We start from the raw sequence: 13,314 nt of genomic DNA, 5'->3' as shown, positions 1-13,314 counted from the left end.
GCCATGAACGACCTCGCGCTGCTGTTCGTCGAGCTGGGGCTTATCGTCAGTGGCCTGTCGGTGCTCAGCTGGCTCGGTCGCCGGTTCGGGCTGTCGCCGATCCCGCTCTTCCTGCTCGCCGGCCTCGCCTTCGGCACGGGCGGGCTGGCCCCGGTGCGCGAGTCGGCCTCCTTCATCGAGGTCGGTTCGCAGATCGGCGTGCTGCTGCTGCTCCTGCTGCTGGGCCTCGAGTTCACGGCGGACGAGCTGGTGCAGAGCCTTCGACGGCACCGAACCTCAGGCGTGGTCGACCTCGTGCTCAACTTCGCCCCGGGGCTCGCCGCGGGGCTGCTCCTCGGTCTGCCGGTCGTGGCAGCACTGTCGCTCGGCGGAGTCACCTGGGTCTCGTCGTCGGGGATGATCGCCCGGCTGCTCTCCGACTTCGGCCGCCTCGGCAACCGCGAGACACCGTCGGTGCTATCGGTGCTCGTGCTGGAAGACATCGCCATGGCGCTGTTCCTCCCGATCCTCATCGTGATGCTCGCCGGCGGTGGACCGCTCCAGGCCCTGGCGGGCGTCGCGCTCGCTGTCGGGGCCGTTGGGCTGGCCCTGCTGGCCGCGAGCCGCGCCGGGTCACGCATCGAGAAGCTGCTCGCCGCCCGATCGGATGAGGAGTCGCTCTTCCTGCTCCTGGGGCTGACCCTGCTTGTTGCGGGCATCACCGAGGGGCTCGGCGCCAGTGCCGCGGTGGGGGCTTTTCTCGTGGGGATCGCGGTGCCCACGGAGGTCGCTGAGCGGGCCCGTGGCCTGCTCGAGCCGTTGCGGGACCTCTTCGCCGCGGTCTTCTTCATCGGCTTCGGCCTGACGGCCGACGTGCACGAGGTGGTGCCGATGCTGCCGGTGGCCCTGGCCCTGGCGGTGGTGACCGCGTCGACCAAGGTGGCCACGGGCTGGTACGCGGCCGGTCGTGACGGGGCGGCGTTCAAGGGCCGCCTGCGCGCCGGAACCGCCCTCATTGCTCGAGGTGAGTTCTCCATCGTCATCGCCGGTCTGGCCGCCGCGGCGGGGCACGACAGTGTCAAACCCCTTGCCACTGCCTACGTTCTCGTGCTGGCCGTCTCGGGTCCCGTGCTCGCCCGCTACAGCGACGCCATCGCCGACCGTATCCGCCCTCCTGCTCGAACGGCCCCAGGGTTGCCGGATCGCAGTTCTCGGGTAGGTCACAAGCAGGTCGGCAGACGGCGACAGAGGAAGCCCGGATCAGGCGACGTCCGGGACACCTTGCCGCACCGGCGACCCACCGGCATAGAGTGACAGAAGCCGGACGACTCCCGATGAAAGGAATGCCACGTGGCCTACACGCTGCCCGAACTTCCCTACGACTACGCAGCTCTCGAGCCGCACATCAGCGCTCGCATCATGGAGCTGCATCACAGCAAGCACCACAAGGCCTACGTTGACGGCGCCAACGCCGCCGTCACCAAGCTCGAGGAGCTGCGCGACTCAGGTGACTACGCGGCGCTTAACGGGGTGGAGAAGAACCTCGCCTTCCACCTGGGTGGTCACACCAACCACTCCGTCTTCTGGCAGAACATGAGCCCCGACGGCGGCGGTGAGCCCGAGGGTGAGGTCGCCGCGGCGATCACCGAGTACTTCGGCGGTTTCGCGAAGTTCCAGGCCCACTTCAACGCCAACGCCAACGCGATCCAGGGCTCGGGCTGGTCGATCCTCGCGTGGGACACCATCGGCGCACGGCCGCACATCATGCAGCTGTTCGACCAGCAGGGAAACATCCCGGTGGGCCAGATCCCGCTGCTCCAGCTCGACATGTGGGAGCACGCCTTCTACCTGCAGTACGAGAACGTGAAGGGCGATTACGTCAAGGCGTGGTGGAACCTGGTCAACTGGCAGGACGTCTCTGCTCGCCTCGAGCGGGCCAAGGCCACGACGGGCCTCATCCTCCCCGCGTGAGTAGGTAGGTACGTCAGAGGGCGGGCGCCGAGTCGGTGCCCGCCCTCAGTCGTGCTTGCCTTGGTCAGGCTTACGGCCTTGATGTGCACGGAGCCTCCTCAGACTGAGGCGCGACCGCGACCGGTCAGGTAGTGCTGGGCCGCGTCAGGCGGTCGATGAAGCCGATGAGAAGGGCCTCGCGCAGGGCTGGGGGGAGGGCATCGAGCAGGGCGTTCACCGGTGCCATTCGGTCCGGAAGGGCGAGCTGTCCCCCTTCGCCGGCCAGGCCGGCCAGGGCCAGGAGCCCGTCGAAGGTGGGCTCGTCCAGACTCGACGGGTCGATGCCCCCCGCGGCTGAGACCAGCTCGACCGGCACGGTGACCGGGCCGGCCGTTCGGGCTGCGGTGGTGGAGGCGGCCAGATCGCGTGCGATCTGGCCGGAGGAGCGAGCGGTGGCCGCGCTGAAGGTCAGATGCAACGTGGCGGGCAGGTCGGCGAACCGCATCTGCGGCTGCACGAACCAGCCGCGGGTGAGCATCTCGTCGGAGATGGTGAAGACGTCGCAGGAGTCATCCGTCATGAGCGACAGCAGCGTGGAATCCGGTTGTGCGGCAAGGGAAAGCCCTGGGATGTCGCTCACCGCCGTAGCGAGTTCGATAGTGGCTGTGCGTGCCGTCCGGGCGAGCTCGGCGTAACGCTCTGCGCCGATGTGGTGCACGACGGCCCAGGCCGCGGCAAGGGGGCCTCCCGACTTGGTCGACTGGGTGGTCGTGTTGAGCATCGTGTAACCGGGCCACGCGGCTGACGCGAAGAGGTGGGTACGACGCAGCTCCGCGGAGGCGTGCAGCAGGATCGAGACCCCCTTGGGGGTGTACGCGTACTTGTGGAGGTCGAGCGAGATGCTGGTGACCCCCTCGCAGGCGAAGGTCCACGGCAGCTGGTGCGGTTCGGAGGCTCGCAGGTACGGCAGCACCCACCCTCCGATGCAGGCATCGACGTGGCACCGCACCCCGGCCGCCGCCGCTGCGGCGGCAATGGGCTTGACCGGGTCGATGACCCCGTGGGCGTAGGAGGGGGCGGACGCGACAACGAGCACGGTGCGGTCATCGATCGCGGCGGCCATCGCCTCCGGGAGGGCCCGTTTGGTCTGGGGGTCGACGGCGACCGGAACCACCTCGACGCCGAGGTAGTGGGCGGCCTTGTGGAAGGCCGCGTGGGCCGTGGTCGGCAGCACCATCCGCGGGGCACCGATGGCCGGCTGTGAGTCCCGGGCCGCCAGCACGGCGAGCAGGATCGACTCGGTCCCGCCGGAGGTGGCGACGCCGGCGAACCCGTCTGGTGCGTCGACGAGGTTGCCGGCGACGGCGACGAGGTCGTTCTCCATCTGCAGCAGCGACGGGAAGGCCGTGGGGTCGAGCCCGTTGGTCGAGCAGAAGGAGGCCAGGGCCTCGCGACCGACCGCGTCGGCCGACTCGAGGCCCGAGTCGTAGACGTACGCCAGCGTGCGCCCCCCGTGCGTGGGCAGGTCATGGGCGCGCATCTTCTCGAGTGCCGCCCTGACCTGCTCCACCCGCATGGGGTCCTGGTGGTTCGACAGCGGGGTCATCGGTTGTCCTTTCCGGCGGGGTAACCGCGCAGGGCGAGCAGCGAGAGAGCAACGAGGACTGCGGGCACCAGCGAGAAGCCGTAGGCGATGGCGGTGACGGCCCCGTCGGTCTGCGCGACGATCCCGCCCGTCGACGACACGTAGCCGCCGAACGTCAGCACGGCGGCGTACACGGCGGGCCCGAGAGCGAGCCCGAGAGTCTCACCCGCCGTCCACACCCCGGTGTAGAGACCGGCTCGGGCCTGCGCGTCACCACCGCGGCCGGCGACGTCGGGCAGCATCGCGAGGGGGAACATCTGGGCCCCGGCGTAGCCGACCCCGACGACGGCCACGCATCCGTACAGCAACGAGGTCGGCATCGTTCGCGAGAGCACGAGAAGCAGTGCGCCGCCGCCGAGGAGCAGCGAGGCCAGCAGGTAGCCGCGCTTCTTGTCGTGGCTGGTGCCGTAGCGCTGCCACAGGGGAGTGACCACCAGGGCGGGGGCGACGAAACACAGGAACAGCAGGGTGGCCGAGATCTTCGTGCCGATGATCCAGCGCGACACGTAGTCGACCCCCGCCAGCATGGCTCCCGTCGCCAGGGCCTGGAGCACGAAGGTCGTGAGCAACAGGCGAAAGGGCTTGTCAGAGCGCACGATCCGCAGCTGCTCGCGGAACGACACCGAAACCGGCGTCGTCATTCGCACCGGTACCCCCCGCGTTCCCGACCAGGCGCCCCAGGCTCCGAGGGCGATCAGTGAAGCCACGAACAGGCCGACGGCGCGGTAGCCCCAGTCGAGGCCCAGAGCGTCGCGGATGGCCGGGGACGCCCCGCCGCTGACGAGGATGGCGAGGGCGAGAATGGCGACCCGCCAGGTCATCAGCCGGGTGCGTTCGTCGTAGTCGTCGGTCATCTCAGCCGGCATCGCGACGTAGGGCACCTGGAAGAAGGCGTAGGCCGTGGCGCAGGCGAGGTAGGCCACGGCCACCCACGCGGCGCCCGCCCACTGTGGCGAGGTCGGGCCGAGGAAGAGCACGGCGAAGGCGACCGCGAGCAGCAGGCCGGCGCGGATGAGGAAGGGCCGACGAGGGCCGTCGGGATGCTGCGAACGGTCACTGATGCGACCGGCGACCGGGTTGAGCACGACGTCCCACGCCTTGGGGGCGAAGACGATGACCCCGGCGACGGCGGCCGTCACCCCCAGACGGTCGGTGAGGTAGGGCAGCAGCAGCAGGCCGGGCACGGTGCCGAACGCACCGGTCGCCACCGACCCCAGGCCGTAGCCCCGGCGCATCGCGCGGGTGAGCGGCGGCGTCGTCGCACTCATGACCGCACCCTACGGGCGGGTCAGCTCGAGCGTGCCCACAATCTCGGAGAGCGCGGCGCGGCCGCGTTCGGACAGTCCGGTGTCGGTCACGAACACGTCCACGTCGCGCAGTTCGGCGAAGGTACTGAGCCCGACGATGCCCCACTTGCTCGAGTCGGCGAGCACGCACACGCGCCGTGCTGCCGCCACGAGCGCCCGGTTGGTCTCGCTCTCCACCAGGTTCGGGGTGGTGAGGCCGGCTCGCGCCTCGTAGCCGTGGGCTCCGAGAAAGAGGATGTCGACGTGCAGCGACCGCAGCGACGAGACCGCCACCGGGCCGACCAGGGCGTCCGACGGGGTACGGATGCCGCCGGTGAGCACGACGGTCTGACCGAGGGCTCCGGTCTCGTGGAGCAGCTGGGCGACCGGCATCGAGTTCGTCACGACGGTGAGCCCGGGAATGTCGGCGACGGCCCTGGCCAGCTCGTAGGTGGTGGTGCCGGCCGAGATGCCGATGGCGCTGCCGGGCTCCACGCGTGCGGCAGCGGCCCGGGCGATGGCCTGCTTCTGCACCCGCTGGAGCAGCGACTTGGCCGAGAACCCGGGCTCGTCGCTGCTGCGTTCACCGTCGACGGCCAGAGCGCCTCCGTGCACGCGCTCGACGAGCCCGTCACCCGAGAGCCGGTCGATGTCGCGGCGGATCGTCATGTCGGAGACCCCGAGGCGTTCGACGAGGTCGGACACCTTGACCGCGCCCGCCTCCTCGAGCAGCTCGAGAATGACCGACCGTCGCTGGCTGGCCAGCACCTCAGGTCTCCCTGATCACGGCGACCGCACCGGGTGCGAGCTCGACCGACCCTGCCACGGCCGTGTCGGCCACGAGGTCATGCCCCGACGCCGCCAGGCTGTGCGTCAGGTCGGTGTGGTTGAGCAGGAACAGCCAGGAGCCGTCGTCGCCCCGGCGCCGAGTGGCCTCGACCCCGACCGGCAGGCCGGCCACGGTCGGCTCGACGCCGGCGGCGGCGAGGAGCGTGTCGAGCAGCCGCCCGAGGCGGTCGTCGTCAGGCAGGGTGCTGAGGTACCAGGCCGACCCGGTGCCGACGTCCCGCCGGGTGATGGCGGGCCGGCCGACGAGGGGCCCGGCGGCATACGACTCCACCACGGTCGCGTCGGTCGCCTGCACGTCTTCGCTCCACCAGCCTCCGGTGCCGTCGGTCAGGGCCACGGTCTCGACCGGGCCGAGCGGGAAGAACTCCTCGACGCGAACCCCGAGCAGGTCACGGAAGGCGCCGGGGTAACCACCCAGCCGAACATGGTCGTGCTCGTCGCTGATCCCGGAGAAGTAGGTGACGAGCACCTGGGCGCCGGCGCTCGCTGCCGCCGACACGGCATCGGCGTGCTCGTCGGTGACGAGGTAGAGCTGCGGCACGACGACGACCGCGTAGCTCGAGAGGTCAGCCCCCGGGTGCACGACGTCGGCGGTCACCCCGCGGTCGTGCAGCAGGCGGTGGATGGTGCGGGCGGCTTCGAGCGCATCGAGCTCGGACGACGGCAGGCACGGGCCCTCCGAGGCCCAGATCGCCTGGTAGTCGTGCAGGATCGCGACCCGGGCCTCCACCCGGCTGCCGACGAGCTCGCCGAGCCGGCCGGCGATGCGGCCGAGCTGCTCGACCTCACGGAACCGGGCGGTTTCGGGGCCGGCGTGCGGAACGACGGCACTGTGGAACTTCTCGGAGCCGGCCCGCGACTGTCGCCACTGGAACCAGGCGATGGCGTCGGCGCCTCTGGCCACGTGGGCGAGCGCGTCGCGGATGGTCTGCCCGGGTGCCTTGGCGTGGTTCGTCGGCTGCCAGTTGACGGCGCTGGTCGAGTGCTCCATCAGCATCCAGGGAGCACCACCCGCGAGGGCACGGGTCACATCGCCGCTGAAGGCGAGCTCGGAGCGGGGGTGCTCCAAGGCATCGACGATGTAGTGGTCGGTGCTGACGACGTCGACGGTGGGGGTCCACGCGTTGTAGTCGAGGTGGCGGAAGTGGTCGAGGGTCATGAAGTTCGTCGTGACCGGCACGCCGGGCGACAGCTCGTCGAGCACCGCGCGCTCGGCCCGCATGAAGTCGAGCAGCGCGTCGGAGGAGAAGCGCTTGTAGTCGAGCACCTGGGTCGGGTTGTTGAACGTCGTGGAGTGTCGGGTGGGCAGGATCTGCTCCCAGGCGGTGTAGCGCTGGCTCCAGAACGCGGTGCCCCATGCGTCGTTGAGCCGCTCGAGGCTCTCGTAGCGCCGGCGCAGCCACGAGCGGAAGTGTCTCGCGCACTCGTCGCAGTAGCAGGGCAGGTTGTGGCAGGCGTACTCGTTGGAGACGTGCCACATCGCCAGGGCCGGGTGCTCGTGGTAGCGAGCGGCCAGCTGGCGGGTGAGCGCGAGCGCGTAGTCGCGGAACACCGGTGAGGTGGGGCACCAGCTCTGACGGCTGCCGGGCCAGAGGGTGTGCCCGAGCACGTCGACGGGCAGGATCTCCGGGTGGGCAGCGGAGAGCCACGGGGGAGGGGTGGCGGTGGCCGTCGCCAGGTCGACGGCGATGCCGCCCGCGTGCAGCTTGTCCATGATCGTGTCGAGCCACTCGAACTCGTACTCCCCCTTGGCGGGCTCGAGCCAGCTCCACGAGAAGATGCCGAGGCTGACGAACGAGATGTTGGCTCGTTGCATCAGCGTGACGTCGTCGTCCCAGACGGCACGGGGCCACTGCTCGGGGTTGTAGTCGCCACCGAGGGACAGGGTCTTCGTCGGCCAGGCTCGCATGACACACAGGCTGGTGCGTTCCTTCGCAGATGTCAACAATTTCCAACATTGTTTCCGAGGAGCCCCCGGTCGTCCGGTGGAATGAACCGACGTCGGCCCGAGCGCGAATCCGTCACGATTCAGGCTCAGTTCAGCCCTCTGAGGTCAGGTCACAGGTTGATACAGCGTCTGTCGACACCCTTGACAGGCCCGTTTCGGGCTGCCACAGTCTGTTCACTGCTGGTGGTTTGTGGGGGCGAATGTTCGACTTTTGCACTACCTGACCGAGGCAGGGCCCCAGTTCCGCGTCAAAGGAGACACGTCATGACCCGTCCGACGAACGAGGCCGAGTACCTCGCCCGGCTCATCCCCCCGTCCCTCGGCGGTGTCAACCGTCGCACGGTGCTGCGCGGGGCCGTGGGCCTCGGAGCGCTGCTCGGCGCCGGCGGTCTCGCCGCCTGCGGCAGCGACAGCCCCAGTTCGACCGGTGTGCCCACCGGCCCGGTCTCGGGCACGGTCAGCGCCGGCTCCAACCAGTCGGATGCCCCGCCCAAGGCCGCCATCAAGGCGGTGATGGACGCCTTCCAGAAAGCCAACTCCGGAACGACGGTCAAGATCAACACGATCGACCACAACAGCTTCCAGGAGAACATCAACAACTACCTCCAGGGCGCGCCAGACGACGTCTTCACCTGGTTCTCCGGCTACCGCATGCGCTTCTTCGCGAACAAGGACCTCGCCGGTGACATCTCTGACGTGTGGACCAACGTCACGGGTATGAGCGACGCCCTGAAGAAGGCGTCGACCGGCGACGACGGCAAGCAGTACTTCATGCCCGCCACCTACTACCCGTGGGCCGTTTTCTACCGTAAGAGCGTCTTCAAGGACAAGGGCTACGAGGTGCCCAAGACCCTCGACGAGCTCAACGCCCTCGGCGCTCAGATGAAGAAGGACAACCTCATCCCGATCGCCTTCGGCGACAAGGACGGCTGGCCCGCCATGGGCACCTTCGACCAGCTCAACCTGCGCATCAACGGCTACGACTTCCACATCAGCCTGATGGCGGGCAAGGAGTCGTGGGCCGACCCCAAGGTCAAGAAGGTCTTCGACACCTGGGCCGGTCTGCTGCCGATCCACCAGCCCGACGCCCTCGGTCGCACCTGGCAGGAGGCGGCCCAGTCGCTGCAGCAGAAGAAGTCGGGCATGTACGTTCTCGGCTCGTTCGTGGCCCAGCAGTTCGAGAAGGGCGCCGAGCAGGAGGACCTCGACTTCTTCACCTTCCCCGAGATCGACCCGGCCGTCGGCACCGATGCTATCGAGGCCCCGATCGACGGCTGGATGATGAGCAAGAACCCGAAGAACGAGGCCGCGGCCAAGAAGCTGTTGGCCTACCTCGGTTCGGCCGACGCACAGAACATTGTGGTCAAGGCCGACCCGAGCGTCATCGCCACCAACGACGGCGCCGACGTGGCGGGGTACACCTCGCTTCAGAAGAAGTCGGCCGAGTTCGTCAAGTCGGCCAAGTCGATCGCCCAGTTCATGGACCGCGACACCCGCCCCGACTTCGCCTCGACCGTGATGATTCCCGCCATCCAGACCTTCCTGAAGAACCCGAAGGACATCGACGGGCTGACCAACAGCATCGAGGCCCAGAAGAAGAGCATCTTCGCTTCCTGACCCGGAGGGCTTCACCATGGCACGGAAGTACAAAGGCATCGACCAGCTGTCGACGCGCGACAAGGTCGTCGTGGGTCTGATGGTGGTCGTGCCGACCGCCCTGGTGCTCTGGCTGGTCTGGGTGCCGGCGATCGGCTCGGTGCTGCTCTCGTTCACGAACTGGGACGGCATCGGGCCGCTCTCCGGCATCAAGTCGGTGGGCTTCAAGAACTACGTCGATATTGCCACCATCTACCCGCCGTTCTGGCCGGCCATCCAGCACAACCTCATCTGGCTGGCAGTGATGTTCTTCATCGCGACCCCCCTCGGGATGTTCCTGGCCGTACTCATCGACAAGGGGGTGCGGGGCACGAGGTTCTACCAGACGAGCATCTACCTCCCGGTCGTGCTCTCCCTCGCCCTCGTGGGCTTCATCTGGCAGCTGATCTACTCGCGAGACCAGGGGCTGCTCAACGCCATCACCGGCGGCACGACCGACTGGTACGGCGACCCGAGCGTCAACCTGTGGGCGGTGCTGGTGGCCGCCACCTGGCGACACTCCGGCTACATCATGCTGCTCTACCTGGCCGGGCTCAAGGGCGTCGACCCTTCGCTTCGCGAGGCGGCCAAGGTCGACGGCGCCACCGACCGGCAGACGTTCTTCCAAGTGGTCTTCCCGGTCATGCGCCCCATCAACCTGATCGTGCTCGTCGTGACGTTCATCGAGTCGCTCCGTGCCTTCGACCTCGTGTGGGTGATCAACCGCGGCCGTAACGGTCTCGAACTGATCTCGACGCTGGTCACCCAGAACGTCGTGGGCGAGGCCAGCCGCATCGGTTTCGGCTCGGCCCTGGCCACGATCATGCTCGCGATCTCGAGCGTGCTCGTCGTCGGTTACCTGCGCATCGTCATGAAGGAGGAATGACTGTGTCTGCCACCGACACCGATCCGGTCACCGCACAGCAGGCGCCGCTGTCGAAGACGCGAGAGGGCGGCCCGCAGAGCGGGCGGCGCTGGCTGCTGCCGCTGTTCCTCACCGTGGTCGCCCTCATCTGGCTCGGCCCGATGCTGCTCGCCGCCCTCAACTCCTTCCGCGACTACGCGTACACCGCCAAGAACGGCTACGTCTCCTGGGGTGGCTTCACCCTCGACAACTACAAGAACGCCTGGCAGCAGGCCGACTTCGGCAAGCACTTCGTCAACTCCGCGATCATCACCGTTCCGGCCGTGCTGCTCACCCTGTTCCTCTCGTGCTGCATCGCCTTCGTCGTCTCGCGGTTCTCGTTCAAGTTCAACCTCACGTTGCTCTCGGTGTTCCTCGCGGCCAACCTGCTACCCCCGCAGGCTCTGCTCATCCCGGTGTACCGGATGTTCCGCGCCATCGAGGTTCCGACGTGGCTCAACGACTCGGGCCACCTGCTCAACAGCCTGGCCGGCCTCGTGCTCGTCAACGTGGCCTTCCAGACCGGCTTCTGCGCCTTCGTGCTGAGCAACTACATGAAGACCATCCCCCGAGAGATCTACGAGTCAGCGGTGATCGACGGGGCCGGTGTGCTGCGGCAGTTCTTCACTCTCACGCTGCCCCTCTGTCGCCCGCCGTTGGCGGCGCTCGCCACCCTGCAGGTCACCTGGGTCTACAACGAGTTCTTCTGGGCCACCGTGCTGCTGCAGGAGGGTGACAAGTTCCCCGTCACCAGCTCGCTGAACAACCTGGTGGGCCAGTTCTTCACCGACAACAACCTCGTGGCGGCAGGGTCGATCATCGTCGCCGTCCCGACCCTCGTGATCTTCTTCCTGCTCCAGAAACACTTTGTGGCGGGGCTCACGCTCGGCGCCACGAAAGGCTGAGCGTGACTGTCATCAAACCTGGTTCGCCGATCTTCATCGAGTCCGCCGGCACCGCTCTCGTGGTGGTGCCGGCGGATGTCGGTCTACCCGAGGTGCTCCACTGGGGGCCTGCGCTCGAGGGCGGTGCCTCCGCCTACGACGCGCTTCTCGTCGCCACCTCGGCGGCGGTGCCGCCGAGCGCCCTCGACGCGCCGTGGCCGCTGACCGTGCTGCCCGGTGAGGCCGACGGCTGGTCGGGCACGCCGGGCTATGCCGCCCATCGCGGTGGCGGCTCCGGCGCCGTGCGGTGGGGTGAGGTGACCTGCCAGGTCATCGACGAGGCGATCGTCTCGACCGCCCGGTCGACCGACGGCGTGGTGCTCGTGCTGCGGCACGACCTCGACCCGAACGGTGTGCTGCGGGTTACGGCATCCGTGACGAACGCGCGCTCGGAGGGAGTCGCCGTCGACGTGGCGGCGCTGCGCTCCGTGCTCCCCCTTCCGTTGCGTGCCGACGAGGTGCTCGACCTCACCGGTCGCTGGTGCCGCGAGCGGTCGCCCCAGCGCAGCCGACTCGACCACGGCACCCATCTGCGCGCCTCGCGTCGCGGACGCACCGGTCACGACGCCACCCTGCTGATGATGGCCGGTACCCGCGGCTTCGGCTGGCGCACCGGCGAGGTGTGGGCGGTGCACACGGCATGGAGCGGCAACCACGAGCACCTGGTGGAGGCGCTGCCCGAGGGGGCGGGTCGCCACCACGCCGTGATCGGCGGCGGCGAGCTGCTCGCTCCCGGCGAGGTGCGCCTCGAGCCGGGTGAGACCTACGTCGCCCCCACGGTTGTCTTCGTCCACTCGACCGAGGGCCTCGACGGCCTGTCGCGTCGTCTGCACCGCAGCCTCCGCGCCCGGCCGAACCATCCGAGCCGTTCTCGACCGGTGACCCTCAACACCTGGGAGGCGGTCTACTTCGAGACCGACCTCGACCACCTCAAGGCGCTGGCCGACCAGGCCGCCCACATCGGCGTCGAACGTTTCGTGCTCGACGACGGGTGGTTCGGGGGCCGTCGCCACGACCGCGCCGCCCTCGGCGACTGGGTCGTGTCGAGTGACGTGTGGCCGCAGGGCCTGGGCCCGCTCGTCGACCACGTCAAAGGGCTCGGCCTCGAGTTCGGGCTCTGGTTCGAGCCCGAGATGGTCAACGACGACAGCGATCTCGTGCGCGAGCACCCCGACTGGATGCTGCGCCCGACCGATGGCGCCCCCCGTGAGTGGCGCTTCCAGCAGCTGCTCGACCTGACCAACCCCGACGCCTGGCAGCAGGTGTTCGACCGCATCAGCGGGCTGGTCGGGCAGTACCGCATCGACTACCTCAAGTGGGACCACAACCGCGACCTGCACGAGGCGGTGCACACTGCGGCGACGGCATCCGGCCCGGTCGTCGACGCGCCCGTGGTGCACCGACAGACGCTGGCCTTCTACGCACTGCTCGACGCCCTGCGGGCCGCGCACCCGGGGCTCGAGATCGAGTCGTGCAGCAGTGGAGGGGCCCGGGTCGACCTCGGCGTGCTCGAGCGCACCGACCGCATCTGGACCAGCGACTGCAACGACGCGCTCGAGCGGGCGTCGATCCAGCGGTGGACCAGCCTGCTCGTGCCGCCCGAGCTGATCGGCAGCCACATCGGGCCGCCGACGGCCCACACGACCCATCGCACGCTCGACCTGGGTTTCCGGATGCTGTTGGCCCTGCAGGGTCACGCCGGCCTCGAGTGGGACATCACCACCTGCTCCGACGACGAGCTGGCGGCCCTCACCGACTGGGCGGCCCTGGTTCGCGAACTGCGCTCGCTGCTGCACACCGGCGACCTGGCCCGGAGCGAGAGCCCCGACGGCACGGTGCAGGTGACCGGCACCGTCGCCCCTGACGGTGGCCGGGCGGTCTTCACCGTCGTGCGGCTCGTCACCGGTCGTGACGCCGTCACGGGGGCGCTGCCGCTGCCCGGTCTCGACCCGAGCCGCACCTACGTCGTGCGCGTTCGCCGCGAGGCCGGACTGCCCGCACTGGTGCAGGCCGCACCCCCTGCCTGGTGGGAGCCGGCAACTGGGGAGTCGGGTCTTGTCGTGCCCGGATCCGTGCTGACCTCGGTCGGGCTGCCGGTGCCGGTGATCGGCCCCGCCCAGGGCTACCTGCTCGAGGTTCTCGCCGTCGGAGCCGTCTGACCCGCCAGCCCAACG

General features: G+C 69.0%; 10 protein-coding genes. 6 read left to right on the top strand and 4 right to left on the bottom strand.

Annotated elements, in window-relative coordinates:
* The first annotated feature begins 3 nt into the window (after positions 1-3).
* Together BA895_RS17400 and BA895_RS17395 are read left to right on the top strand one after the other, a co-directional pair.
* On the top strand, positions 4-1,293 hold the full coding sequence (locus BA895_RS17400) for a cation:proton antiporter (protein WP_070193114.1): 1,290 nt from the start codon (positions 4-6) through the stop codon (positions 1,291-1,293).
* Positions 1,294-1,329: 36 nt separating this feature from the next.
* On the top strand, positions 1,330-1,950 hold the full coding sequence (locus tag BA895_RS17395) for a superoxide dismutase (RefSeq protein ID WP_070193113.1): 621 nt from the start codon (positions 1,330-1,332) through the stop codon (positions 1,948-1,950).
* Between the two features lie 124 nt (positions 1,951-2,074).
* On the opposite strand, the gene BA895_RS17390 is transcribed toward BA895_RS17395, so the two are convergent.
* Genes BA895_RS17390 through BA895_RS17375 form a run of 4 tightly spaced genes read right to left on the bottom strand, consistent with a single transcriptional unit; the run spans position 2,075 to position 7,618 of the window.
* Positions 2,075-3,535: an aminotransferase class V-fold PLP-dependent enzyme gene (locus tag BA895_RS17390; RefSeq protein WP_070193112.1), complete on the bottom strand. Its 1,461-nt coding sequence runs from the start codon at positions 3,533-3,535 to the stop codon at positions 2,075-2,077.
* Positions 3,532-4,842: an MFS transporter gene (locus BA895_RS17385; RefSeq protein ID WP_070193111.1), complete on the bottom strand. Its 1,311-nt coding sequence runs from the start codon at positions 4,840-4,842 to the stop codon at positions 3,532-3,534. The genes BA895_RS17390 and BA895_RS17385 overlap by 4 nt, the downstream gene beginning before the upstream one ends.
* 9 nt (positions 4,843-4,851) lie before the next feature.
* Positions 4,852-5,628 carry a DeoR/GlpR family DNA-binding transcription regulator gene (locus BA895_RS17380; RefSeq protein ID WP_070193110.1) on the bottom strand — a complete coding sequence of 259 codons (777 nt, stop codon included), beginning with the start codon at positions 5,626-5,628 and terminating at the stop codon, positions 4,852-4,854.
* A 1-nt stretch (position 5,629) separates the two neighbouring features.
* A complete protein-coding gene (locus BA895_RS17375; protein ID WP_070193109.1) occupies positions 5,630-7,618 on the bottom strand; it encodes a beta-galactosidase in 1,989 nt (662 codons plus the stop codon).
* Between the two features lie 303 nt (positions 7,619-7,921).
* On the opposite strand from BA895_RS17375, the gene BA895_RS17370 reads away from it, so the two are divergent.
* From BA895_RS17370 to BA895_RS17355, 4 genes are read left to right on the top strand one after another with little or no spacing between them, the layout of a single operon-like run.
* Positions 7,922-9,274, top strand: coding sequence for an ABC transporter substrate-binding protein (locus tag BA895_RS17370; protein WP_070193108.1), 1,353 nt, complete (start codon positions 7,922-7,924; stop codon positions 9,272-9,274).
* Between the two features lie 16 nt (positions 9,275-9,290).
* Positions 9,291-10,178, top strand: coding sequence for a carbohydrate ABC transporter permease (locus BA895_RS17365; protein ID WP_070193107.1), 888 nt, complete (start codon positions 9,291-9,293; stop codon positions 10,176-10,178).
* Positions 10,175-11,101, top strand: coding sequence for a carbohydrate ABC transporter permease (locus BA895_RS17360; RefSeq protein WP_083283482.1), 927 nt, complete (start codon positions 10,175-10,177; stop codon positions 11,099-11,101). The genes BA895_RS17365 and BA895_RS17360 overlap by 4 nt, the downstream gene beginning before the upstream one ends.
* A gap of 2 nt (positions 11,102-11,103) precedes the next feature.
* Positions 11,104-13,299, top strand: coding sequence for an alpha-galactosidase (locus tag BA895_RS17355; protein WP_254666535.1), 2,196 nt, complete (start codon positions 11,104-11,106; stop codon positions 13,297-13,299).
* Positions 13,300-13,314: the final 15 nt, after the last annotated feature.

This window comes from Humibacillus sp. DSM 29435 (assembly GCF_001758225.1).
In the GTDB taxonomy this organism is placed as follows: Bacteria; Actinomycetota; Actinomycetes; order Actinomycetales; family Dermatophilaceae; genus DSM-29435.
The sequence above is the reverse complement of the archived record's forward strand: the minus strand, read 5'-3'. Positions and strand labels throughout refer to the sequence as shown.